The following is a 24,823-nucleotide window of genomic DNA, read 5'->3' on the forward strand; positions in this document are numbered from 1 at the left end:
ATTTAATATCGCTCTTTCTATCTCTCTTATCCTTTGCTGCGCTCATCATGACTACATAACTTTCTCCATCAAAACTTTTTGGTAATAAAAAAACCAAGTTAAATAACTTGGTTCTTTTATTAAAAACAGTTTAGATGACAATCTAATGAAACATTAGATCAAAAAGTCTTCTAATTTTGCACCTTTTTCCAATTCAGCAACTAACCAGCGTGGTTGTTTACCGCGACCTGTCCAAGTTTCTGCAGGATTCTCTTTACTACGATATCTTGGTTCAACTGCTTTACGCGAACCTTTTTTACGTTTAGATGCACCAAACTCTAAAATTTCTTCAACAGTTAAACCTACGCTTTCTGCAGTCTCTAAAATTTGATGATATGCATCTTCAATCGCCTGATCTTTTTTAGATGCAATTAAAGCCTCAGCTTCAAGTTGTAATCTTTTTAACTCTTCGACAGATAAATTACTAATATCTGGCATTTCATTTCTCCAAAATAAACTTTAAATTCAGCAAAATAATAAACTATATAAATAATGTAGAAAAATACTTTCTAAAATAATATTTCATTAAAAAATACTTAAATAACTACAATAATAAAATACCAATCTTATTTCTCGTCTATTATAAATCATTATGAGAATCTATTTCTATAGCGATAATCTTTTCTCTAATAGCATTTGGTAACGGAATTTTAATACCATTATCTTTATTTACACAAACAAGTATGGCTTCAGCTTCTGCAACTATTTTTTGCTGCTGGCGACTCCATATAATATAAACCATTCTAAATCCAGAAGTTCTTAGTTCTGATATTTTTACTCTGATCTCAAGTATATCCGGATATAAAACAGGACTTAAATATTTACATGAATTAAAAGCAACAACAACATAAATAGGATAATTAAATATATCTAGCTGATCTAAATATGAAATTCTCGCATTCTCAATATAGCGATAATAAATGACATTATTGATATGGCCAAATGCATCCATATCTCCCCAAGCTACATTTTGTATATAAATATGATTATAATTTTCACAATTCTGCATCTATTGTCCTAAATTTTAATTTCTAAATAATTAGAATTATTTTGAAAAACAATATTCAATTGCTGAACTAAATCATCTTGATCCTGTAATTTTGATTTTATTCGTAAATAACTCATTAAAACATTATCTGGATATAAATCTAACAATTGATTTGCTTCCTCATAACGCTGTGTGGCCATATATAGATGCCATTTTACAAAACTAAATATAGGCATAGTTAAATATTTATCTTCCCATGCATATATTCGCTGCTCAATGTCTGCATAGTTTGGATTTCCCTTTAATATTTGTTGTTGAAACCACAAGTAAAATACGTCTTGATCAAATTTTTCATTCAGTAAGGCAATAACCAGTTGTTCATATTCATCATTAAATTCAGTCAATCGAGATAAAATTTTTAACCATAAAACACGAATTTCATAAGATTGCTGCGCAAAATTATCTTTTAAATTTAAATAATATTGTTTAAGTCGTTGGATATCTTCTCGATCTGCTTGATCAAAATGAGATAGAATTAATTCTAACCACTTTATTTTGATAGACGCCTTAAGAGCAGTTGATGAAGCTGCTGTTAAATATAACCAAGGATAATGCAGCGCAAATTCTCCCCATAAATCAATTAATTTTATTTGATATGCAGCTTTTACATCATTTAACCAAGGTGATAGCTGATGCTGATCAAGAAACTGTAAATGCGTCAATGCTTTTTCAGCCTCTCCTTGAGCCAAATATATTTTAATTCGTTGTAATTCAGCCAACTCAAAAGCCATGATATTGGTATGATCTAAAGCATGTAATGCTTGTGAAAAGTCTTGTTGTATAAAGTAAAGATGAGAGTCCATTACCCCTTTAAGCAAACCGGATTGTGTAAAAATTTGACTGACAAAATCCTTTTGCTCTTTTTCTGCATCTAATAATAAAATCACAGTCAATTGTTCATAAGGATGTAAACTCGAAAAATCTAAAATAGTTTCAGTTTTCCTTCTCTCTTTATATATATAGACTTTTAAAGTTCTCACTATAATATGTAAAGTAAGACTTACAATAATCAATAAAAAGGTAAGGCCCCAAATGGTTGTTTGTAACTGTATATCACGCCAATATATATAAACATAACCAGCACTATAGCCATAACTAAATACACTTAATAGTGCGATTAAAAACAAAGATAATAATAAGTATGTTAAAAAAATAGTTTTCATCACTTAACCTATTAATGATCGTGTATTTAATGTTGGCTGAGGAATTACTGTATTTGATCTTAAAGTCTCAATTTGTGCCAAAATTTGTTTAGTTTTTTGATCAGGTAATGGCTTCAATAAATCAGTAATTTCGTTCAATTCACGCTGATACTGTGCATATTCGCCATCCATTAATAAATTACGTGCCATCAACAATCTTAACTGTGCTTCTTTCATCATTAATGGACGATTAATCAGTTCAGTTGCGGGCACAGTTGCTGTATTTATACTGAACCATTTTTGCCAAAAATATTCATTATTTTGCTGATCAGGCACTAAATGATGATTTAAGCTTTCATTTTTTAACTCTAATGAAATTTTATTTAATACTTTTTCAATTTTTTCATCTTGTTCAGTTTTTCTTACAATATATTGTTTAATTAAATCAATATCTTTATTTATGGCTTGCTGCAAGCTTTGTTTTAACTCTGGTGAAAGTGGATACGTCGGTATCACACGACTTAATTCAATGAGTTTTTCTAACGCATAATAAGGTTGCTGCTGCTTTAAAGCAAACTCAATCAATAATAATTGTTGCTTCATCAAATTCTGTGATAAATCATTAAAATGGTCTGTCAATAATATTGGCGTTGTTGATTGAATAGTTTTTACTTGATTGAGTTCAATCCGTTGTAATGCAGTTAATTGATCATTTAATTTTGAATTTGATTTTTCAAGCTGATGAGTTATTTGCACTAAATTATGTTGTTGCTCAGATATTTTAAATACATCATAACTTAACTTAGCGATCCAAATTACAGCGATGCCAAGCAATAAAATATAAAGCTTCTTCATAATTTTCCTTGCAGTTGAATAACGTGTTCAAGAATTGATTCTATGCTAAGACTATTGAGTTTTATAATTTCAAAATTAAAATCATAGCGCTGTTTATAGTCGGATAAAATACAAAATAGTCGCTCACCTAATACCCAATACTGTGCTTTATTTAATAAGCTTGAATCAAATTGAATTAATTCCAACCAATTTAACCAACTGGCTTCACTACTCACCAAGACAATATAATGCTGCTGTTGTAATATCGGGATAATCTGATGAATTTTATGCCTTGATTGTATCGGGCATTTTCGTTCATATAAAACAAAATTTAATACCTCTATCCCATCATTTTGCAATTGTTGCATCATAAATTGTCGTCCACCATGACCACGCCAAAATGCAACCTTAGTAAACGTATTTAATTGCTTAAAAATAGGTAAACTCAACATTCCTTCAGACGTTTCAACCTGAGGAACAAGACTAGAGATATGATATTGTTTTAAAGCCTGTGCTGTCTTTTCTCCAACCGCAATCCATTCAATATGTGCCAATACAGTGGGATCAATCTGTAATTGCTTTAAATATTGCATCCCAATCTCAACAGCGGTTGGGCTAACCACAACAATCACATCAACTTGAGATAATTGACTATATAACTCAATAAGTTGATCAGATAAAGGACAGGCATGCAATGCTAACAAAGGCAACTCAATCACTTGTACGTGATGATCAAAAAGAGCTGAAGTTAATGCTTCAGCTCGATCTTGTGGTCGGGTATTCACAAATAGCATTGTTAATGCAACGCTTTCAAAAGTGCTCCTGCACCTTGATCCAGTAATTGTTGCGCTAAGCGTTCACCAAGTTCAATCGCATGGTTTGGATCATCCTGCGACTGTACTTGTAATAAGGTTTGTCCATCTACACTCCCCACACGCCCTTCCATATGAAGTCGACCCTGATTTAAGGTCGCATAGCCGGCAATTGGAACTTGACAGCCGCCTTCCAAATACGCATTAAAAGCACGTTCTGCACGAACACAAATATCTGTTTCAGGATGTAACAAAGGTAGGATTAAGTCCAAAACAACCTGATCAGTTGCCCGACATTCTAATCCTAATGCACCTTGTCCTACAGCTGGTAAACTTAATGCCGGATGTAATGTATGACGAATACGCTCTATTAGGCCCAAACGCTTTAAACCCGCACTGGCTAAAATAATAGCATCATATTGTCCTGCATCTAATTTAGATAAACGCGTCCCCACATTTCCTCTTAAATCAATTATTTCCAAATCGGGACGCGCCTTTAATATTTGACATTTACGACGCAAACTTGATGTACCTACTTTTGCACCTTGAGGTAAGTCATCAAAATGTAGATAGTGATTCGATACAAATGCATCCAAAGGATCTTCACGTTCACAAATGACCGCAAGTGCTAAACCTTCAGGCAAAACCATAGGTACATCTTTGATTGAATGTACGGCAATATCTGCGCGACCATCAAGTAATGCTGCTTCAAGCTCTTTAACAAAAAGGCCTTTACCGCCAATTTTAGCTAATGGCGTATCTAAAATTTTGTCTCCTTGCGTGACAAAATGAACCAATTCAATTGCTAAATTAGGGTGTATACTTTTGAGGCGTGCACGAATATGTTCAGCTTGCCATAATGCAAGTGGGCTTTGCCGGGTCGCAATTTTCAAAGTTTTCATCATGCGATTTAAAATTCTAAATTAAATTACTCATCATAAACTTAACTTGAAATATAAAAAATGCAAGCGGATTAACATAATCCTATTGATAATAGATCAAGTACTAAAGCTGGCGGATATAAGCTTTTAATGCAGGTAAATAGCGCCGACTCACCATTAAACGCTCTTCTAGCTCAGTACATCTGACTTGATATTGACCCGAGCCTACGGACTCTAATCCAGCTAAAAAGCGTACTGCGACCAATGCATTACGATGAATGCGAATAAATTGCTGACAAAACTCTTGTTCTAAATTTTTTAAGGTTTCATTAATTAATAATGTGCCATTTTTATGACGAACTGCAATATATTTCTGATCCGCTAAAAAATAGTAAATATTTTCCACTGAGATTAACTCAATACCACGATGTGTCTTTGCAATAATTTTATTGCGTTGAGATTTTAATTCATTCATATTATCTTATTATTTTATATAACTTATTTAATTTATTTTATATTAATTCAATCTAATTTTTTTATTTTTATTCTATGATGATCTCACCTCATATTCATCAATATATTTATCCTAAAGGCGATTGATTGGCATGTCAATTTTAGTTGAACTCTTAACTATTACAGATAAATCCCCCATACAACATAAAATTTTAACGAAACGACTACGATACAATGAAATCATCTGCAATCACATGAAGAATTTGACCAATGCGTTACACGAGAGTAGCAAATCACTGTGAGATATAAAAATACTATTTTATGACTAAGTTTGTAAAGTTAATCGGTATATCTCACGCTATAAAAGGTAAATAACAACCTGAAATATTAATTTAACATTGCACAATATAAACAGCTAAGTACTTAAAATTTATTTTTTTATGATGAAAATTTAAAAAAAATACTAAGTTTAAATAAATTATTCATCATATATATTATATCCATATAGCTATACAGCTCATTTTTTGGATAATAAGTTAAATCCCCATCGCGATCAATTTTTTATTTTGGCTTACTCTCACCCAATTTTATCAGAGATGAGCACTGAGATCTTCCGCACTTAATCCAATAGGATTTATTTGTTTTACGTTATAAATAATTTAAAAAATCAAATAAATATATTTTTTGTACAACTTTGTACTTCGGCAACTGAATTTGAATTTGGTATACTCTTTATCAAATTATCGCTTTATTTTATTGAGCCATCATGACCACATCTTCTCATTCATCAAATCCATCACACAGCCAAACCTCTGGTATGTGGGGCGGTCGTTTTTCTGAAGCTACCGATGCATTTGTTGCTGAATTTACAGCCTCTGTTCAATTTGACCAACGTTTTTACAAACAAGATATTGCCGGTTCTATTGCACATGCCACCATGTTAGCGAAAGTTGGTGTTTTAACAATACAAGAACGTGATGATATTATTGATGGGTTAAATACCATCAAACAGGAAATCGAAGCAGGAAATTTTGAATGGCGGATTGATTTAGAAGATGTTCATATGAACATTGAATCACGCTTAACACAACGTATTGGTATCACTGGTAAAAAATTACATACTGGCCGTAGTCGCAATGATCAGGTTGCAACAGATATTCGTCTCTATGTCCGTGATGAAATTGACGCTATTTTACAATTATTGGAAAAATTACAAAAAGGTATTTTAGGCTTAGCTGCAACAAATACCACCACCATCATGCCTGGTTTTACCCATCTACAAACAGCACAACCTGTCACTTTTGGCCACCATTTAATGGCATGGTTTGAAATGCTAGTCCGTGATTCAGAACGTTTAATTGACTGCCGTAAACGTGTTAATCGTATGCCATTAGGCTCCGCTGCATTAGCAGGGACCACCTATCCAATTGATCGGGCCTATACTGCTGAATTATTAGGCTTTGAAGCCGTGATTGAAAACTCATTAGATGCCGTTTCTGATCGTGATTTTGCAATTGAATTTAATGCTGCTGCATCTTTAATTATGATGCACTTATCACGTATGTCAGAAGAAATGATTTTATGGACTTCAGCACAATTTAAATTTGTGAATATTCCAGATCGTTTCTGTACTGGTTCATCCATTATGCCACAAAAGAAAAATCCAGATGTTCCAGAATTAATTCGAGGTAAAACTGGTCGTGTTTATGGTGATTTAATCAGCTTATTGACTTTAATGAAGGGACAACCTCTCGCATACAATAAAGACAACCAAGAGGATAAAGAGCCATTATTTGATGCAATTGATACCGTTCGTGGCTCATTAATGGCATTTGCTGACATGATTCCAGCATTACGCCCTAATATAGACATTATGCGTGAAGCAGCATTACGTGGCTTTTCTACCGCGACAGATTTAGCTGATTATTTGGTAAAAAATGGCGTTGCTTTCCGTGATGCACATGAGATTGTGGGTAAAGCAGTTGCTTTAGGCGTACAAGAAGGCAAGGACCTCTCTGAACTTACTTTAGCACAGCTGCAGCAATTTTCTGACTTAATCCAAGCGGATGTCTATGAAAAAGCATTAACACTTGAAGCATCTGTAAATGCACGTAATCATATTGGTGGAACCGCACCTGCGCAAGTTAAAGCTGCAATTGAGCGCGCTTATCTTCGTTTAGAACAACTGTATGCTTAATTGGGAAAAAATAGATATGTCTAGACAAGTATTTTGCCGTAAATATAAAACCGAAATGGAAGGTTTAGATTTTGCACCTTTTCCTGGTGCTAAAGGTCAGGAACTATTTGATACGGTCTCTAAACAGGCTTGGCAAGAGTGGTTACAACATCAGACCACATTAATTAATGAGAAACGCCTCAACGTTTTTGAAGCTGATGCTAAAAAATTTCTTGAAGAGCAACGAGAAAAGTTCTTCAACAATGATGCTTCACTCGAAAAAGCGGAAGGCCTTAAACCGCAGACTTAACCAGATCAGCAGCGTACTTAATGTATACATAAGTATATAAATGAGCAATCCTAAGAAAAGCTGAAAGGTATCATTGTACCTTTCAGCTTTTTTTATATTTTAACGCTATTGAGATTCAACTCACTCTGTAGAAAAAAGTATTATTCAAGATTAAAATAACTTTAAAGAAAATAATTATTTTCAACTAAGTAGCAAAAATTACCGTGTATTTACTCGGACTAAATATGATTAAGCTATCGAATAAAAACACTATTTTTTGTAACTGAGCTCATACATTTTTAAAGTAAATATAACATTAAAATACATTAAACCACATGTATTTTAAATGTAAACTTACTACTATATTAGACATAGAAGATATTAATCATAGCTTAATATCTCCAATTTTCAATCTCAGATTTCCCCCAAAATCTGAGATTTTTTTTATGATGAATCTCAGATTTATTGGTATGCTGGCGAGTGTGAAAATATACTGATCAATGATGACAGAAGATACAGATGCAAAAATGCCATGCGTGCGATGACTGCTATGGCATTATCTAGATGTCAGATTATTTTTGTACTTTTTCTTCAATTTCAGTCAAGCTGGTATGTCGGACATCTAAACCTTTTACAATATAAATGACTTGCTCTGCAATATTGCGTGCATGATCTCCAATTCGTTCTAATGCTCTTAATACCCACATTACATTGATAACACGCGTAATATGGCGAGGATCTTCAATCATATATGTCATTAATGTTCGTGTTGCAGACTGATATTCTCGATCAATATCTGCATCGGCAAGCAGAACTTTTAAAGCTTGATCAACATCTAAACGTGCAAAAGCATCTAGTGCATCATGAATCATGACCCGCACTTGATTACCAATATGACGCGTTTCCATATAGCCACGTGGTGACCCACCCTCTTCACATAAATTTTGTGCAATACGGGCAATTTTTGCAGCTTCATCACCAATGCGTTCTAAATCAGTATTGGCTTTTGACATTGCAATCACCATACGTAAATCAATTGCGGCAGGATGGCGTCGTGCTAAAATTAACGTCAATGCCTCATCGATTTCTGTTTCTAAACGGTTGACGACGTTATCTTGAAACTGTACATCAATTGCAAGCTCAACATTTGTATCAAGTAAAGCATGAATAGCATTGGCAACTTGTTGCTCTACCAATCCCCCCATGGTCATAAACTTGGTATTTACACCATGTAATTCCTCATTAAATTGTGAAGAAATATGGTGACTTAATACGGGATTACTTGGGCTCAACGAATCTCTCCGAACAGCAAATTGATGAATTAAACCACTATTAAAACATAAAAATAATGACGCTTATATGACAACCTGCATAAATCAGCTTAACTTTTTTTATCCTATATAACCCGAATCCTGCTTAAGCCGATGACTTCATAATTTTAATTATTGGCTTATTTAAATGAGTGAATTGATATGCACATAACGAGGCATAAATTCCACTTAGAAATCCATGAATACTACGTGCTTTACTCGTGACCAAATTGTATTGCCCTTTCAATAAGCTGAATAAAGTTTCTATCTTGTTACGTTGTCTTAAGTGATATTCATCTGACGCAGTAAACTGAATTGTCTGCATGTTTTTCCGATGATAGGTAATCAAATCAATATTTTCCTCCTTTAATCTGCTTTTTAAATCTTGGCTGATGTAGCCTCGATCCGCATAAATCTTAGCTTCTAAGCCGTTAACCAATTGCTCAACCATTTTGATGTCAGCAACATGACCATTTGATAAAGCTGAACATGCTATTTCACCCAATTGATTCATCGCAATATGTAATTTACAACCATAAAACCAACCCATCGAACTTTTACCACGAGTTGCGATTTTAGCTAGAGATTTATGGCGCTGAATCCGTTGATTTTTACAGACTGGTAGTGTTGTTGAATCAATCCATAAATATTGTTTATCTTGACCTTTCATCAGTGACACATGTAAAGCATGTAGGGCGAGTTGGTGCATATTGATCAAATGAATCATACGTTGATAACAAGGTAAGTACTTAAATAAATGAATTTTGTCTTCTTTGAGCCATGCGAAAAAGGCTTTGAAATTATTGAAATGAGAGCATTTGTACCAAATGGCAATAAAGCAGATCTCTGAAATTGTGAGTTGAGCTGTTCTAATTCTTAAGGAATTACGATTTTGTTTGAGAAACTGCCAATAAATTGCTTCAAATTTAAGAAAAAAATCATCAATTACGCAGAATAATTCGGTATTATTAAACATCGGGATTAGAGCTTTATGTTTAGTGTGGTAACTCAACTGATGGCTCTAGTCCTCTTATTTTTCAAGTCAATTTCTTATCCGCGATTTGGGTTATATAATATTTATTGCTATACATATATCCAAACATAGTCGCGTATCAATATTAATAAATAAGTATCTAAAACAATTAAAATTAAAGCTCGATTATTTTTTATTAAAAATCTGATTTAAAAAAAATAGATCATGTAATAAAAAATATCATTACCTCAAAAACACCAAATCCCTTATAAATAATCAAAGCAAAAATGTTATATTTATTACTGATAAATTTTATTGTCTAAGTCTCTTTAACAAAATACTTGCAAGTATTGCAACAAATCCACCGATAAAAGTTTCATAAATTCTAGAATAAGGTAATTGATAATTAGGATCATGCAAATATAATGTTTTTTCAAGCAACAATAAAACAAAAATAGTAATTGCAAAAGTTTTCAACATATAATTCATTTTAAAGAAACTAGGCAAAATAAAAATAACAGCAGCTAAAATAATAAAATAAATATAAATATGTTTAAAATTTAAAATCTGCAACAATAAGATCACAAATAAAGCACCTAAAAAACTACCAATAAAACGATGACATGTTATTTTTAATATATCTGTTTCCTTTGGTCTTAATAAAATAATAAAAGTCAGAGGTGCCCAATATGGACGATATAAATCAAAATAATCAGGTAAAAACAAACTTAAAAAAAGAAAAAAACTATATGTAAATGATCTTAAAAAAATATTTCTGTTGCCAATATAAATCTTTCGTGCCAATAGACCATTTCTAAATGATTTATTATCATAATTTTTATGCCGTAATAAACTAAGACATAGCAAACTGATTGTAATACCTGTCAGATAGGCAAGAATAGAGTCTAAATTCGCACTGGGTATCACTGTTCCAATACAAGAAAAAATGAGAATAAAAGGCATTGTGCTATCAAAATAGGGATCTTTATCGTAAGAAATATAATAAAAATATGAAATTGCAAAAATATATAAATAAAATTCAACAGAAATTTTTAATAAATGCCCTACTGCTCCACCAAGAATAACCAAACACAATAAAAACCAAACATAGAATATATTTTCTTCTTCTTTTTTTACTTCATAGACAATATTAGAGAAAAGAACAGTAATAATACCAATAACAACACCAATTACACCAAAAATAACTGAACAAATCAAACTGTTAATAATAGCAGTAATAAGAAAAACACCATTGTCACGAAAGTTTATTTGTATATATTTATTGTTTAATATATTTTCTTTCATATCATTTCCTAGATTAGGACAAATCCATTATTTCCAACATTTAAAAATAAAAATATTTAATTATAAAGTATTTAAATTATTTTTAATTTTATTATTCACTTTAATTATTCACATTATAAAATAAAAGCTTTAACTATGATGCTATATAATACTGACACAGTATTAAAAGGGATTAAAAATATTATTTATTCTTTAAATGATTTAATAAAATATATTTATTTTTAATCATCATTCTACAGTGAAAATTTTATTTTACATTTAAACCTAAATCGCGACAAGACAGCACTTCGATCATTAATCAAACCCAGATTTTTTATCAAAAATAAAACGATTGGTTTTTTAATTATATGATGATAAGTGAGTCTACAATAATACTAGCATTGATCGGAAGTACACACCAATCAATATATAATTAAAATTAATCTCATTAAATCGATATTTTCACAGTAAAATAAAAAATTGTAGACCATTTCAATTAAATTTTAATGATGTATTTCGATAGCAGTAAAATTGCTGCAAAACATCAGTCATTAATCATATATGGCTACATCAAAACTCATCTTTCTGATATATAGTACTCGCAAAGCATTACTCATCGATACGTTATTCAAGTAATTTAATTTTAGAAAAATGATACCACCATCTTGTTATATCTCTGTTTTCAATCTACTACATCGATATATGTCTTAATGTACCGACATCAATTATATTAAAAATCAATAAATTAAACAAATATATATGCGGTATAGCACAACAAAATATTGAATATAAATCTTTTGTGTTAACATGCATCTATCGCTTGACGGAGCGCGAGTAATTTCTCGCTGAGATCATTCAAATCAATTGTGAAATACAAATGTAAGAATGAGTACCGTTGAACCTGATCAGGTTAAGACCTGCGTAGGAATCAAGCCATCTAAAAACTAAAGTTTCAATTTATCTTTAATTATATAAGATATCTCTATCACGTTTTTAGTCGTGCTTGATTCGTTGATGTCATTCATAAGGATCATTGCAATGGACCAATTAACGAATCGCTCTGCTTCAGATATTTTAGCGCAACATGAGCAAGATGCTAAAGATCTCACCCGTATATTACCGGCCTCTCGAAAAGTTTATATTCAAGGTTCACGCCCTGATATTCAAGTTCCTATGCGTGAAATTACCCTCACAGATACCCCTACTGGATTAGGTGGGGAGAAAAATCCTGCACTTTGGGTGTATGATACTTCGGGTGCCTATACAGATCCAAATATTACCATTGATTTAAATCGTGGTTTGCCTAATATCCGCGAGTCATGGATCACAATGCGTCATGACACTGAAACGCTAGCCAGCTTAAGCTCTAGCTTTGGCCAAGAACGTCTCAAAGATATTCGTACAGAAAACATTCGTTTTCGTCATATTCAGCAACCTAAACGGGCTAAATCAGGACGCAATGTGACCCAGATGCATTATGCCAAACAAGGCATAATTACACCTGAAATGGAGTATATTGCGATTCGTGAGAATCAACGCCAACGTGAAGGTGTCGATATGCGACAACATACAGGGCAAAATTTTGGTGCTAAAAATTTAACTGAAATCACCCCAGAATTTGTCCGCCAAGAAGTTGCTGCTGGTCGTGCCATTATTCCTGCCAATATTAACCATCCTGAATGTGAACCCATGATTATTGGTCGTAACTTTCTGGTAAAAATTAATGCCAATATTGGTAATTCTGCACTGGGATCAAGTATTGATGAAGAAGTTGCCAAAATGACTTGGGCAACTCGTTGGGGTGCAGACACCATTATGGATCTATCGACAGGAAAAAACATTCATGAAACACGTGAATGGATTATTCGTAATTCTCCTGTACCGATTGGTACCGTACCCATTTATCAGGCATTAGAAAAGGTCGATGGTATCGCTGAAGATCTCACTTGGGAAATTTTTAAAGACACGCTGATTGAACAGGCTGAACAAGGTGTAGACTATTTTACCATTCATGCAGGGGTATTATTACGCTATGTACCACTGACAGCGAATCGCCTGACTGGGATTGTATCTCGTGGTGGCTCAATTATGGCTCAGTGGTGTTTGGCACATCATCAAGAAAACTTCCTTTATACCCATTTTGATGAAATTTGTGAAATCATGAAAGCCTATGACGTATCATTTAGCTTAGGTGATGGTTTACGTCCTGGATGTATTCAGGATGCTAATGATGAAGCACAATTCTCCGAATTACGAACTTTGGGTGAGCTGACTCATCGCGCATGGCAACATGATGTTCAAGTCATGATTGAAGGACCTGGCCATGTTCCTATGCATATGATCAAAGAGAATATGGATCTACAACTTGAAGTCTGCCAAGAAGCACCTTTTTATACACTTGGGCCACTTACCACAGATATTGCGCCAGGTTATGATCATATTACGTCTGCAATTGGTGCAGCAATGATTGGCTGGTATGGTACAGCAATGCTCTGTTATGTTACCCCCAAAGAGCATTTGGGCCTACCAAACAAGAAAGATGTTAAAGATGGCATTATTACCTATAAAATCGCAGCCCATGCTGCTGATTTAGCTAAAGGACATCCTGGTGCACAGGCACGTGATAATGCTTTGTCTAAAGCACGTTTTGAATTCCGTTGGGAAGACCAATTTAATTTAAGTTTAGACCCAGATACAGCACGCGAAATGCATGATGAAACGATGCCTAAAGAAGCACATAAGTCAGCACACTTCTGCTCCATGTGCGGTCCTAAATTTTGTTCAATGAAAATTACACAAAATGTTCGTGATTATGCGCAAAATCAAAAGCTCAAAGCCGATGAAATTGAAGTGGGTTTAAGCACGATGAAAAATGTTTATCATGAACAAGGACAAAAGCTATATCACAAAGTCTAAGCTAAAAAGAATGTTGAACGATTAGCACCAGCCAATATGCAAAACTATACGCCTAATCACAGCAGATTAAGCCAGCAGTTTGCATCTAATTCAATACCAATATAAGCCAGCAACCGCTTAAGAAAAATTTTAGATTTTTCTTAAGCTCAATCTGTCACGAGATGTCATTTTTATCACGATTATATTTAAACTCGCGACAGCATTGAAAACTCAAGCTCGTTACAGCGCTCAAATTCGTCGACAACAACGATAATCTTTGTGATAGATGTCTGCTCAAGCTGCAAAAATTGCAGATTTAAATGTATCCTGCTTATCATTAACGATAAACTGGATTAAAATTCTTGGACGATATCTTGATGACGATTATGCAGCACGCAAGCTATAACAAACATGACTTTAATTTACATCAACGCCAATACATCTATCGTGGTTTTATTCAAGTTGAAAAAGTAAGTCTCTCACATCGTTTATTTAATCAATCCCAATATACACCGATTTTAGAACGAGAACTGATTCATCGACCAGAAGCAGCCGGCGTTATTCTCTATGATACTACCCAGAAAAAATTTGCTTTAATTGAACAGTTTCGTATTGGTGCGATCAATGATCCCGATTCTCCTTGGCAATTGGAAATTATTGCAGGCGTTCTTGATCAAAATGAAACAGCTGAAACATGTATTCGTCGCGAAGCATTAGAAGAGTCAGGTTGTCATATTGAGCAATTACAGCATTTATTTAGTTTTTATCCATCTGCTGGCGCATGTGATGAACTGTTTCATCTCTATGCAGCAACAGCTGACTTACCCGTAGAGGGCGGAGTTTTTGGTATGCCAAATGAGGGAGAAAATATTAAGTTACATATTTTTGCGTATCAAGATATTGCCCAACTATTACATCACGGTAGAGTTAAAAATGCACCAGTGATTATGGCATTACAATGGTTACATAGTATGATAAAAACCAATTCCATCTAGGGAAATGAATATGGCTTTATCGGCAATTCATCAACATGATTTTACGATCATTCAGATTTCAGATACACATTTAATGGATCAAGAGCATTTAGCTTTTGCACAGAGCAATCCTGCTGAAACATTAAAAGCTGTACTGACCGATATCAAGCAACGCTATCCGCACGCAGATGCTATTTTTCATACAGGTGATTTAGCTCAAGTCGCTGTTGATTGCACCTATCAATATTATCTCAACTTAATGCACAGTTTGGCGATAGCTCACTATCAGATTCCAGGCAATCATGATGATTTAACGCTATTTCCATTTCATCAAGGATCTGATCAAGTACATGCCATACATCTAGGTCAATGGACCATCATTTTACTGAATAGTGCTGTTGATAATGAAATTTATGGCTGTATTAGTTCCACACAATTACAACAACTCGAATCCTTACTTAAACAATATTCACAACAACATATTATACTGACCTGTCACCATCATCCTTTTGAAATCCAGTCAAAATGGATCGATCAGCATATGCTAAAAAATGCAGATCATTTCACGGCAATGCTTACACGACACATGCATATCAAAGCTGTTTTATTTGGTCATGTTCATCAGGAATCATGGCAAAATTGGAACGATATTCAATTTTATTCAACCCCATCAACCTGTATACAATTTAAACCGAATAGTGATATTTTTGCTTTAGATCAAGCGGCACCAGGTTATCGTGTGCTACATTTAAGTAAAAATGGTCATTTTAAAACTGAGATTCACCGCATAGAGAATGCAATAATATCAATAAATCCAAATATTTCAGGTTACTAACTTTTAATTTTTATTTTTTTGCATTATGTTAATGCGTGCTAAAGGAAACGTGATAGGTCTATTCTAAGCATCAAAAGACTATCAAAATAGTTAAAAAGTCTATATGATGACGCCCCCGAAGAGAGTATTTTCTCTGCTGGTTGTAAATGAAAGACACTTGCATATCACCATATTTTTTACGTATCGCAAATACGTATATGATGAGGAATGCCCTATATGGCGAATGACAATCAAAATCAAGTCCTAGACGAACAAGTTGAGATTGTAGATGATAAATCTACAAAACGTGTGCGTAAGCCAAAATCAAAGGCAGAAGGTAGTGGAACAACTGCTAGCTTATTTGGTATTGAGCCTTATCAGCTTAAAAAAAATGAAGAATACATGTCTGAAGGACAATTGGAACATTTCCGTAAAATTCTTTTGGCGTGGAAAACTGAGTTAATGTCTGAAGTTGACCGTACACTCAATACCATGCAAGATGAAAACACAGCTCTTCCGGATGTGAATGACCGTGCTACACAAGAAGAAGAGTTTGCGATTGAACTTCGTACACGTGATCGTGAACGTAAACTGATTCGTAAAATCGAGCAGTCTATTGAAGCGATTAAAAATGATGACTATGGTTTTTGCGAAACATGTGGTATTGAAATTGGCTTACGTCGCTTAGAAGCACGTCCAACAGCAACCCTATGTATTGACTGTAAAACTTTGGCTGAAATCAAAGAAAAACAAAATAACGGTTAATTCTGTGTTCGAAGATGCCTCCCTTCCTTTGATCAAGGAAGGGAAAAACGCACAGCGTTACGTGGGCCGTTTTGCGCCATCACCCACAGGCCCACTGCATTTCGGTTCATTAATTACCGCTGTTGCAAGTTACTGTGATGCACGTGCACATCAAGGGATATGGCATGTCCGTATTGAAGATACTGATATTCCAAGAATATTCCCAGGTAGTGAAACACATATTCTAAAATCGATTGATGCCTTTGAGTTTGAGCTTGATTTAGAGATTATCTTTCAAAGAAATCGTTTAGCATTATATGAAGATGTAATTGAGCAATTAAAACAAAAAAATGCACTCTATGCCTGTCAATGTACCCGCAAAATTTTAGGCTCAAACCATATCTATAATGGAACTTGTCGCCATCTCGATCTTCCTTTTGCACATCAAGCCATTCGAGTGAAAGTGAATCATGATGTCATTTGTTTTACAGATCGCTTACAAGGGCAATATTCTTCTAATCTCGCCAATGAATTAGGCGATTTTGTGATTAAACGTCGTGATGGTATTATCAATTATCAACTTGCTGTTGTTGTCGATGATTATATGCAAGGTATTACCGATGTGGTGAGAGGCGCAGATTTATTAGACAATACAGCCAGACAAATATGGTTAGCGCGATTACTTAACTATTCATCATTGCGCTATATGCATCTTCCGCTTGCCATGAATGCACAAGGACAAAAACTCTCTAAACAAAATATGGCACAGGCCTTAGATTTAAATCAAGCACCTCAATTATTACAACAGGCATTACAGGCATTACAACAACCACCTGTTGCATTAGATCGCCCTGCAAAAATGCTACAACAAGCCATTGCACAGTGGGATACTGATTTGATTCCTCAAACCATGCAATTCAATGCAATCTATCAATAAAAAACCGTGTATATCATCGTTATACACGGTTCTGATTCGCTATAAAACCTATATTAAAAGCTAGATTCTTCTCGACTGGGATTGGTTTGATGGGTCGTCGCTTCAATTTTAAGAATCAATGCAATCATCACAGCACAAATAATCAAGGATGAACCGCCATAACTGATAAATGGCAAAGTTAAACCCTTCGTCGGCAATAATCCCATATTCATACCCGCATTCACCAAAATTTGCAGTAAGAAAATAATACTAATTCCATAGGCCAAATAACCTGCACGTAAATACTGATGCTGTAAAGCACGATGTCCTATACGAATACAGCAAATCAGCATACTAAAAGAGAGAATTAATACCGTTAAAATACCAAAGAAACCAAACTCCTCCCCCAGTACAGCCAGCATAAAATCAGTATGTGCTTCAGGTAAATACGACATTTTTTGGATACTATGCCCTAACCCAACGCCAAACCACTCACCACGACCAAATGCCATTAACGCGTTGGAAAGCTGATATCCAGCACCTAATGGATCACTCCACGGATTTGAAAATGACATCAAACGCTCAAAACGATAAGGTTCAAACACCACTAAAAATACAAATGCAGCAATAATAGCGCCAAAGGCAATTGCAAATTGAATCAATGGTGCACCTGCTAAAAAGAATACCCCCAGCATGGTCAAAGCAATGACCACGGTAGCACCTAAATCAGGCTCAGCCATCACCAAACCAACTGTAGCGGCCATAATGACTGCTAAACGGATAAGACCCTTAATATTATTACGCACTTCTGCAGCACGGCGTACCACATAATCAGCAGTAAAAATAGCCATCATCACTTTGGCGACTTCAGAGGCCTGTAACGTAAAACCAGCGATACGAATCCAGCGTTTAGAACCATTGACTTCTGTTCCAACCACTAAAACAGCTGCCAACAAAATAATCGTAATAATCCATAGAAAAAATGTGTTATTGAACCAGACATTTAAAGGCACCCGATAAACGACCAGTGCTGCAACTGCTGCCACAAAAATTGAAATACCATGTCTACTCACATAATGAAAGGCATTTTCATGCATGCGATCTGCATACGGCATTGAAGCGGAAGCCACCATAATGCTACCAATACACAATAATGCTAAGACACAAAAAATCAGAACATTACGTACATTGATCTCTTGAGGTAATCGAGGTGCCCAACGTTGTAATGTCTGATAAAGTTTTTGTATAGTATTCTGAGCAAACCCAGCCATACCGTTAATCCTTATTCTTCTTGATTTAAATGATTGACCAGTGCAACAAATTGTTGCCCACGTTGCACATAACCAGTAAACATATCAAAACTTGCACATGCAGGTGATAATAAAACTACATCATTCGGCTGAGCATGTTCTTGACATTGCATGACGGCATCAGCCAATGAGTCTGCATGTAAAATCGTAGTTGTACCTGAAATAGCTTGTTCGATGATGGCACGATCTTGTCCGATTAATACGGCACATTTTACATATTTCTGTAATGCCGTTCTTAATGCTGTAAAGTCTTGCCCTTTGCCCTGTCCACCTAAAATAAGGACCACTTGACCTTGTTGCACTGCAATTGCAGCACCTAAGCCCTCAATTGCCGCAAGCGTTGCACCAATATTTGTGCCTTTAGAATCATTGTAATAACGAACCTGATCTAACTCGCGAACAAACTCACAACGATGTTCTAAACCTTTAAACGTCTTCAGTGTTTGTAACATACCCTCAAGCGGTAATCCAATTGCCTCACCTAATGCCAAACACGCCAATGCATTGGCAATATTATGTGTCCCCTGAATATATAGCTCAGTACTTTTTAATAACCGCTCACGTCCACGTGCGAGCCAAATCATACCGTCTTGATCTTTTAATATGCCATATTGATTGATATCAGGTGCATTAAGTCCAAAACTCTGCATGATGGTCGTATCCGGAACCAATGGCCGTGTTAATGCATCGTCACGGTTATAGACCACTTTTTTTACACCTTGGAAAATACGGTGTTTTGCCGCATGATAGCCCAGCATGTCACCATGACGATCTAGATGATCTTCACTCATGTTTAAAACGACTGCCACTTCAGCATTTAACTGTGATGTACTTTCTAATTGAAAACTGGAGAGTTCTAAAATATACATCTCAGGATCATCTTTGACTAAATCAAGCGCCGGACGTCCTAAATTCCCACCAACAGCCACTCGAATTCCTGCATCTTTGGCCATGAGGCCGATTAAAGTGGTTACCGTACTTTTAGCATTAGATCCAGTAATCGCAACAATAGGACGATCTGTCACTCGACGTAAAACCTGAATGTCACTGATTACAGGAATTCCCTGAGCAAGTGCTGCTTGAATGGCAGGAAGTTTAAGATCCAGTCCTGGACTGACCACAATCTCTTCAGCTTGTAATAAAAGTTCTGTATCTAAACAACCAAAATGACGCTGAATATCTCGTGGGATTTGATCATGTCCTGGCGGATTTTCACGTGAATCGGTTACTGCAACGCGATAACCTTTTTCATGTAAAAAGTTAACTGCGGCAACACCAGAAATCCCAAGCCCAGCAACGACTTTTAACCCACCACGCTGAATTAACATTTTTATTTCACGATCCGATTATTTCAAATGATAGAAATGTTAGCACTTTGGTGTTTTGTTTGCTTTTTCTGTTTGCATTTTCTTGCATATTTTTGTGTCAGCGCGTAAAAAAGCCGTCAAAATCGACGGCTATCATGGAGATATTTAACGGATTATTTCCATTTAACTGCTTGTACTTCAACTTTCTTATTGGCTTGCTCATCAGATGCAGCACAACCACAATGACCACCACAACCACTCGCGAGTGCGGGTTTCAACCATTTCGCTAGTTTTAACCATCCTTTTTGCTCACAATAGTTGGCAAGTGTAGTAAAGACTGAATTTGATGTTCGAGGAAAAACCTTCTTAAACACCACAACAGCGCTCCAGATCACCAATAATGCAACAACAACAATTTCAATCATTTTCAACCTCCACTTTTGGACTGTGATTAGCCCCAGTAATGTGATGCAATTTGATAAGTTAATAATGACATCAAATAAGCCAAACCGAATAAATATACGGTCATAAAACTCACCGTTTTCCATGATCCTGTTTCACGGCGAACTGTTGCCAACGTTGCTAAACAATGTGGTGCATAAATAAACCACACCAATAACGATAAACCCGTTGCCAATGACCAACCCAGATCACTGCTACCACTGATGATCGAAATCAGTCCCTCAGACATGGTATCTTCATCTACTGCAGATAAAGCATATACAGTGCCCAATGCAGCAACAACAACTTCACGTGCAGCCATTGCAGGGATCAATGCAATACAAATCTGCCAGTTAAATCCTAATGGTGCAAAAATAGGTTGCAATAAATGGCCAAGCATCCCAGCAAGGGAGTAATCAATTGCAGGTAATGTTGCACCTTCGGGCGGCTGTGGAAAGGTACAAAGGAACCAAAGCAAAATTGATAATGCAAAGATAATCCCACCCACGCGCTTTAAGAAAATTTTGGCACGATCAAGCAAACCGATCCAAACATTCTTTAAATCAGGAAAACGATAGCTCGGTAATTCCATCAATAACATCTGTTGTGATTTATCTTTTTGGAAAAATTTCAAGACAAAGGAGACGGCCAATGCACTTAAAATTCCAGCCATATATAAACCAAACATGACCAAACCTTGTAAATTAAAAATCCCCCATACTGTTTGGGAAGGAATAAAGGCAGCAATTAATAAGGCATATACAGGCAAACGTGCCGAACAGGTCATCAATGGTGCAACAAAAATGGTCGTCAAACGATCACGTGGATCTGAAATACTACGTGTTGCCATAATGCCTGGAATTGCGCAGGCAAAACTCGATAATAATGGGATAAATGCTCGGCCGCTTAAACCCGCTTTATACATTAATTTATCAAGTAAAAAAGCAGCACGTGGTAAATAACCTGACTCTTCTAAGACTAAAATAAAAAAGAATAAAATTAAAATCTGAGGTAAAAATACCACCACACCACCAGCGCCAGCAATAATACCATCAACCACCAAGCTATTCAGTAACGGTTGAGTAATATACTGCCCTGCTTGTTCACCTAACCAGCTAAAGAAATTTTCAATTCCATCCATAAAGGGTGCTGCCCAGGCAAATACGGCCTGAAAGATGACAAACATCATCACTGCCAGACTCACTAAGCCCCATACGGGATGCAGAAAAATTTTATCGAGAAAATCCGATCGCTTATCTTCTTCTTCAACATAATGAACCACATCATTTAAAATGCTTTCAATTTGCTGATGTTGCTGGCCAACTAAACCACTAAGTTCAGTCGCTGGTTGAGTATATTTTTGTTCATCTAAAGCATGCAATAAGGCTTCAATACCCGTTTGACGCACCGCGACCGTTTCCACAATTGGAATGCCTAAACGCTGTGACAATTTTTGGGTATTAATTTGCATACCACGACGGCGTGCCTCATCCATCATATTAAGAACGAGCAGTATAGGGCGGCCTACTGCAATCATCTCAAGGACTAAACCTAAATGAAGTTTCAAGTTTGTGGCATCCACGACACATAAAAATGCATCCTGCATCCCTTCTTCTTGAATTTTTCCCAAAACAACATCACGGGTAATCACTTCATCAGGGCTGGCAGCATTTAAACTATAGGCACCTGGTAAATCTAGGACACGAACTGCACGCCCAGAAGGAAGCTTAAATTGACCAATCTTTCGTTCTACTGTCACACCTGCATAGTTTGCAACTTTTTGTCGCGTACCCGTTAAATGGTTAAATAACGATGTTTTACCACAGTTAGGATTACCCACTAGGGCTATACGCAATGCATCACTCATGCAGACACTCCTGTAATTTCGACTTTTTCAGCCTCAACTTTACGTAAGGCAAAACGAGTGAATCCAACTTGAATTAAAATAGGATCTCCACCAAAGATACCCTTAGTAATCACCTGTACTTTGATACCTGGCACAAATCCTAAAGTTTCTAAACGACTTGCAACAAGATCAGCCTCAGCGTTATGATCACTCACACGATGTACTTTATGAATGATGGCTGTCTGTTTGACTTTTAAATCAGATAAACGCACGCACCTAATCCTAAAAAATTTTGAACATTATACAAGCAAATGAGAATAATTCACAAATCGCATTTGATTTACTTTCCCATTTAATTATCAAACATCGACAGTGGTCAAAAATTCAATTACAGTGATGACTGCTTAGATCTTGATGATCCATTTTAATACACAATTAGATCCTTATGATGCTGAATAAAAAACCGCGTATTCCTGCTGCTGTGATGATTCCTGAAACACTTAGTTTTTTAGAAGGTTATCGAGATTATTTAATTGCACAGACTGTTAGTCCACATACGCGCAATGCCTATTTATCAGATCTGATTCAATGTAGCGATCTGCATCAGCAAGCCATGCCAAATTGGTCAAGTGAGGATATTACCGAGGTATTATTTAACTTAACGCAACAAGGTAAAAGCCCACGCTCAATCGCCAGAAGCCTTTCTGCACTACGCTCATTTTTTAAATTTTTACGCGAACAGAAACTACGTTTAGATAACCCAGTTGCCCTACATAAAACACCAAAACTTGGCAGAGCATTGCCTAAAGATCTGTCAGAGCAAGACGTGGAAAATTTAATTGCTGCACCGAATATTGATACTGCACTTGGTCTTCGGGATCGTGCGATGTTTGAAGTACTTTATGCTTGTGGTCTACGTGTCTCCGAATTATTAAACCTTCGATTGGAACTGATTAATTTAAATCAAGGTTATTTGCGTATTGTGGGTAAAGGTAATAAAGAACGGCTAGTTCCTTTAGGCGAGCTCGCTTGCCAATGGGTTGAAAAGTATCTTCAACTGGCTCGACCAAACTTATGTAAAACAGCAACCGATTATCTATTTTTAACTCAACATGGCGGTATTATGAGCCGTCAAAATTTCTGGTATGCGATTAAACGTTATGCATTACAAGCCGGGATTCAGACTGAACTCTCTCCTCATACCTTAAGACATGCCTTTGCCACCCATTTACTCAACCATGGTGCAGATTTACGTGTTGTACAAATGCTATTAGGACATAGTGACTTATCCACCACTCAAATCTATACGCATGTCGCACAAGTTCGTATGCAGCAACTGCACGCACAACATCATCCTCGCGCCTAAAACATCTACGGATATCAGCCACCTTGATCCGTTGGATAAATAAGTTTTATCGCTATGCAACATTTTTTTGTTATGCTAGTGCACTATTTTTAATCTTGACTAGAAAGGGTTAGCCATGACATTTACCCGCTCAAAATTCTTCCTCGCATGTGCGGTGGCCTCTAGTATATCTATTTCAGCATGTTCTAATTCAGATAATAACGATCAAAAAAATGATACATTGACTGCAACTGTTCCTGCCACTGGCGAAGCATCTACGCTCTCTGAACGTAATGCACAACAACGACTGATCAAGACACTCAATCAGCATTTTAAAACTGCAGGTATCAATGCCAAAGTGGAAAATATTCAGCCCACTGAGGTACCTAATTTATTTTGGGTCAACATTGAGGGTATGCCTGCGATTTATGCCACTGCAGATGGCAAATATATTATTCAAGGTGATGTGATTCGTTTAGGTGATAAACAACCTCATAATGTCAGTGAATCATTACAAGCTGCTCAAAATAAAATACTTCTTTCACAATTAAAACCTGCAGACTTAATTACCTATAAAGCCAAAGGTCAAACCAAACACATCATTTATGTCTTTACGGATGTGAGTTGTCCTTATTGTCATAAATTACATGAGCATATGGCTGAAATAAATGCACAAGGCATTGAAGTACGTTATATTGCTTGGCCACGTGGTGAACAGTTTATACCAGCTATGGAAACGGTATGGTGTAGTCCAGATCGCCGTGCTGCATTTGATAAAGCCGTGACAGGTGAAGTACTCGATACTATTAGCTGTAAAAATCCTGTTGCTGAACAATATCAATTAGGTATTAAAATGGGTGTCAACGGTACCCCTGCAATTTATGATGAAAATGGTAACTATTTAGGTGGCTACTTAAGCCCTGAAGAACTTTCAAAACGCTTAAATAACTAATTTTTATATTTCAATATACTGTTTTTTATAGGTAAATA

General features: G+C 35.6%; 23 protein-coding genes, 1 pseudogene and 1 riboswitch. Of the genes and pseudogenes, 9 read left to right on the forward strand and 15 right to left on the reverse strand.

All coding sequences use genetic code 11. The features are described 5' to 3' along the window. Positions 1-153: 153 nt before the first annotated feature. The 7 genes and pseudogenes from QSG86_RS03355 to QSG86_RS03385 all read right to left on the reverse strand — a co-directional run. On the reverse strand, positions 154-477 hold the full coding sequence (locus QSG86_RS03355; RefSeq protein WP_317030200.1) for an H-NS histone family protein: 324 nt from the start codon (positions 475-477) through the stop codon (positions 154-156). Positions 478-619: 142 nt separating this feature from the next. Continuing rightward, the gene (locus QSG86_RS03360; RefSeq protein ID WP_317030201.1) at positions 620-1,048 is read right to left on the reverse strand and encodes a thioesterase family protein; all 429 of its coding nucleotides are present in this window, start codon (positions 1,046-1,048) and stop codon (positions 620-622) included. 8 nt (positions 1,049-1,056) lie between these two features. Continuing rightward, positions 1,057-2,250 (reverse strand): heme biosynthesis protein HemY, encoded by a 1,194-nt coding sequence (locus tag QSG86_RS03365; protein ID WP_317030202.1) that lies wholly within the window; start codon positions 2,248-2,250, stop codon positions 1,057-1,059. Between the two features lie 3 nt (positions 2,251-2,253). Then, positions 2,254-3,084 (reverse strand): hypothetical protein, encoded by an 831-nt coding sequence (locus QSG86_RS03370; protein ID WP_317030203.1) that lies wholly within the window; start codon positions 3,082-3,084, stop codon positions 2,254-2,256. Next, entirely contained in the window at positions 3,081-3,857 is a 777-nt protein-coding gene (locus QSG86_RS03375) for a uroporphyrinogen-III synthase (RefSeq protein WP_317030204.1), read from the reverse strand. Before QSG86_RS03375 ends, QSG86_RS03370 begins: the two co-directional genes overlap by 4 nt. A gap of 2 nt (positions 3,858-3,859) precedes the next feature. Further along, positions 3,860-4,777 (reverse strand): hydroxymethylbilane synthase, encoded by a 918-nt coding sequence (hemC, locus tag QSG86_RS03380; RefSeq protein WP_317032657.1) that lies wholly within the window; start codon positions 4,775-4,777, stop codon positions 3,860-3,862. Between the two features lie 103 nt (positions 4,778-4,880). After that, positions 4,881-5,237: pseudogene (locus QSG86_RS03385) on the reverse strand (LytR/AlgR family response regulator transcription factor); the annotation flags it as partial. A 738-nt stretch (positions 5,238-5,975) separates the two neighbouring features. Here QSG86_RS03385 and argH point away from each other — a divergent pair. After that, positions 5,976-7,406, forward strand: coding sequence for an argininosuccinate lyase (argH, locus tag QSG86_RS03390; protein ID WP_317030205.1), 1,431 nt, complete (start codon positions 5,976-5,978; stop codon positions 7,404-7,406). A gap of 16 nt (positions 7,407-7,422) precedes the next feature. Then, positions 7,423-7,695 (forward strand): oxidative damage protection protein, encoded by a 273-nt coding sequence (locus QSG86_RS03395; protein WP_317030206.1) that lies wholly within the window; start codon positions 7,423-7,425, stop codon positions 7,693-7,695. Between the two features lie 551 nt (positions 7,696-8,246). Here the strand turns inward: QSG86_RS03395 and phoU are convergent. The 3 genes from phoU to QSG86_RS03410 form a co-directional block, all read right to left on the reverse strand. Next, positions 8,247-8,966, reverse strand: a complete 720-nt coding sequence (gene phoU / locus QSG86_RS03400) for a phosphate signaling complex protein PhoU (protein ID WP_317030207.1) — start codon at positions 8,964-8,966, stop codon at positions 8,247-8,249. A gap of 124 nt (positions 8,967-9,090) precedes the next feature. Further along, a complete protein-coding gene (locus QSG86_RS03405; protein WP_317030208.1) occupies positions 9,091-9,960 on the reverse strand; it encodes an IS982 family transposase in 870 nt (289 codons plus the stop codon). Between the two features lie 309 nt (positions 9,961-10,269). After that, complete coding sequence (locus tag QSG86_RS03410; protein WP_317030209.1) at positions 10,270-11,262, reverse strand: FUSC family protein; 993 nt, start codon at positions 11,260-11,262, stop codon at positions 10,270-10,272. Positions 11,263-12,055: 793 nt separating this feature from the next. Then, positions 12,056-12,186: riboswitch (TPP riboswitch) on the forward strand. Between the two features lie 93 nt (positions 12,187-12,279). On the opposite strand from QSG86_RS03410, the gene thiC reads away from it, so the two are divergent. The 5 genes from thiC (at position 12,280) to gluQRS (ending at position 17,605) form a co-directional block, all read left to right on the forward strand. Then, positions 12,280-14,157 (forward strand): phosphomethylpyrimidine synthase ThiC, encoded by a 1,878-nt coding sequence (gene thiC, locus QSG86_RS03415; RefSeq protein ID WP_317030210.1) that lies wholly within the window; start codon positions 12,280-12,282, stop codon positions 14,155-14,157. Positions 14,158-14,513: 356 nt separating this feature from the next. Then, positions 14,514-15,131: an NUDIX domain-containing protein gene (locus tag QSG86_RS03420; RefSeq protein ID WP_317032658.1), complete on the forward strand. Its 618-nt coding sequence runs from the start codon at positions 14,514-14,516 to the stop codon at positions 15,129-15,131. Positions 15,132-15,135: 4 nt separating this feature from the next. After that, positions 15,136-15,945 (forward strand): metallophosphoesterase, encoded by an 810-nt coding sequence (locus QSG86_RS03425; protein ID WP_317030211.1) that lies wholly within the window; start codon positions 15,136-15,138, stop codon positions 15,943-15,945. A 216-nt stretch (positions 15,946-16,161) separates the two neighbouring features. After that, positions 16,162-16,689: an RNA polymerase-binding protein DksA gene (dksA, locus tag QSG86_RS03430; RefSeq protein WP_317030212.1), complete on the forward strand. Its 528-nt coding sequence runs from the start codon at positions 16,162-16,164 to the stop codon at positions 16,687-16,689. A 4-nt stretch (positions 16,690-16,693) separates the two neighbouring features. Beyond that, the gene (gene gluQRS, locus QSG86_RS03435) at positions 16,694-17,605 is read left to right on the forward strand and encodes a tRNA glutamyl-Q(34) synthetase GluQRS (protein ID WP_317030213.1); all 912 of its coding nucleotides are present in this window, start codon (positions 16,694-16,696) and stop codon (positions 17,603-17,605) included. A gap of 53 nt (positions 17,606-17,658) precedes the next feature. Here gluQRS and ftsW read toward each other — a convergent pair whose 3' ends face one another. From ftsW to QSG86_RS03460, 5 genes are all read right to left on the reverse strand, one after another. Continuing rightward, positions 17,659-18,855: a putative lipid II flippase FtsW gene (ftsW, locus tag QSG86_RS03440; RefSeq protein WP_317030214.1), complete on the reverse strand. Its 1,197-nt coding sequence runs from the start codon at positions 18,853-18,855 to the stop codon at positions 17,659-17,661. Between the two features lie 11 nt (positions 18,856-18,866). Beyond that, positions 18,867-20,222, reverse strand: coding sequence for a UDP-N-acetylmuramoyl-L-alanine--D-glutamate ligase (gene murD / locus QSG86_RS03445; protein ID WP_317030215.1), 1,356 nt, complete (start codon positions 20,220-20,222; stop codon positions 18,867-18,869). A 152-nt stretch (positions 20,223-20,374) separates the two neighbouring features. Further along, entirely contained in the window at positions 20,375-20,626 is a 252-nt protein-coding gene (locus tag QSG86_RS03450; RefSeq protein ID WP_317030216.1) for a DUF6587 family protein, read from the reverse strand. A 26-nt stretch (positions 20,627-20,652) separates the two neighbouring features. Beyond that, positions 20,653-22,509 carry a ferrous iron transporter B gene (feoB, locus tag QSG86_RS03455; RefSeq protein WP_317030217.1) on the reverse strand — a complete coding sequence of 619 codons (1,857 nt, stop codon included), beginning with the start codon at positions 22,507-22,509 and terminating at the stop codon, positions 20,653-20,655. Beyond that, positions 22,506-22,760, reverse strand: coding sequence for a FeoA family protein (locus QSG86_RS03460; protein ID WP_317030218.1), 255 nt, complete (start codon positions 22,758-22,760; stop codon positions 22,506-22,508). Before QSG86_RS03460 ends, feoB begins: the two co-directional genes overlap by 4 nt. A 176-nt stretch (positions 22,761-22,936) precedes the next feature. Here QSG86_RS03460 and xerD point away from each other — a divergent pair, with 176 nt between their 5' ends. Further along, positions 22,937-23,854, forward strand: coding sequence for a site-specific tyrosine recombinase XerD (gene xerD, locus QSG86_RS03465; RefSeq protein WP_317032659.1), 918 nt, complete (start codon positions 22,937-22,939; stop codon positions 23,852-23,854). A 115-nt stretch (positions 23,855-23,969) separates the two neighbouring features. Beyond that, complete coding sequence (locus QSG86_RS03470; protein ID WP_317030219.1) at positions 23,970-24,785, forward strand: DsbC family protein; 816 nt, start codon at positions 23,970-23,972, stop codon at positions 24,783-24,785. Positions 24,786-24,823 lie beyond the last annotated feature (38 nt).

The sequence above is a fragment of the Acinetobacter sp. SAAs474 genome, assembly GCF_032823475.1.
Taxonomy (GTDB): domain Bacteria; phylum Pseudomonadota; class Gammaproteobacteria; order Pseudomonadales; family Moraxellaceae; genus Acinetobacter.

Coding starts and splice junctions, on each gene's coding strand:
- QSG86_RS03355 (WP_317030200.1), bottom strand. CDS start 477: ATGCCAGATATTAGTAATTTATCTGTCGAAGAGTTAAAAAGATTACAA.
- QSG86_RS03360 (WP_317030201.1), bottom strand. CDS start 1,048: ATGCAGAATTGTGAAAATTATAATCATATTTATATACAAAATGTAGCT.
- QSG86_RS03370 (WP_317030203.1), bottom strand. CDS start 3,084: ATGAAGAAGCTTTATATTTTATTGCTTGGCATCGCTGTAATTTGGATC.
- xerD (WP_317032659.1), top strand. CDS start 22,937: ATGCTGAATAAAAAACCGCGTATTCCTGCTGCTGTGATGATTCCTGAA.
- QSG86_RS03375 (WP_317030204.1), bottom strand. CDS start 3,857: ATGCTATTTGTGAATACCCGACCACAAGATCGAGCTGAAGCATTAACT.
- ftsW (WP_317030214.1), bottom strand. CDS start 18,855: ATGGCTGGGTTTGCTCAGAATACTATACAAAAACTTTATCAGACATTA.
- QSG86_RS03450 (WP_317030216.1), bottom strand. CDS start 20,626: ATGATTGAAATTGTTGTTGTTGCATTATTGGTGATCTGGAGCGCTGTT.
- QSG86_RS03420 (WP_317032658.1), top strand. CDS start 14,514: ATGACGATTATGCAGCACGCAAGCTATAACAAACATGACTTTAATTTA.
- QSG86_RS03470 (WP_317030219.1), top strand. CDS start 23,970: ATGACATTTACCCGCTCAAAATTCTTCCTCGCATGTGCGGTGGCCTCT.
- murD (WP_317030215.1), bottom strand. CDS start 20,222: ATGTTAATTCAGCGTGGTGGGTTAAAAGTCGTTGCTGGGCTTGGGATT.
- thiC (WP_317030210.1), top strand. CDS start 12,280: ATGGACCAATTAACGAATCGCTCTGCTTCAGATATTTTAGCGCAACAT.
- QSG86_RS03425 (WP_317030211.1), top strand. CDS start 15,136: ATGAATATGGCTTTATCGGCAATTCATCAACATGATTTTACGATCATT.
- QSG86_RS03410 (WP_317030209.1), bottom strand. CDS start 11,262: ATGAAAGAAAATATATTAAACAATAAATATATACAAATAAACTTTCGT.
- feoB (WP_317030217.1), bottom strand. CDS start 22,509: ATGAGTGATGCATTGCGTATAGCCCTAGTGGGTAATCCTAACTGTGGT.
- dksA (WP_317030212.1), top strand. CDS start 16,162: ATGGCGAATGACAATCAAAATCAAGTCCTAGACGAACAAGTTGAGATT.
- hemC (WP_317032657.1), bottom strand. CDS start 4,777: ATGAAAACTTTGAAAATTGCGACCCGGCAAAGCCCACTTGCATTATGG.
- QSG86_RS03405 (WP_317030208.1), bottom strand. CDS start 9,960: ATGTTTAATAATACCGAATTATTCTGCGTAATTGATGATTTTTTTCTT.
- QSG86_RS03365 (WP_317030202.1), bottom strand. CDS start 2,250: ATGAAAACTATTTTTTTAACATACTTATTATTATCTTTGTTTTTAATC.
- QSG86_RS03395 (WP_317030206.1), top strand. CDS start 7,423: ATGTCTAGACAAGTATTTTGCCGTAAATATAAAACCGAAATGGAAGGT.
- argH (WP_317030205.1), top strand. CDS start 5,976: ATGACCACATCTTCTCATTCATCAAATCCATCACACAGCCAAACCTCT.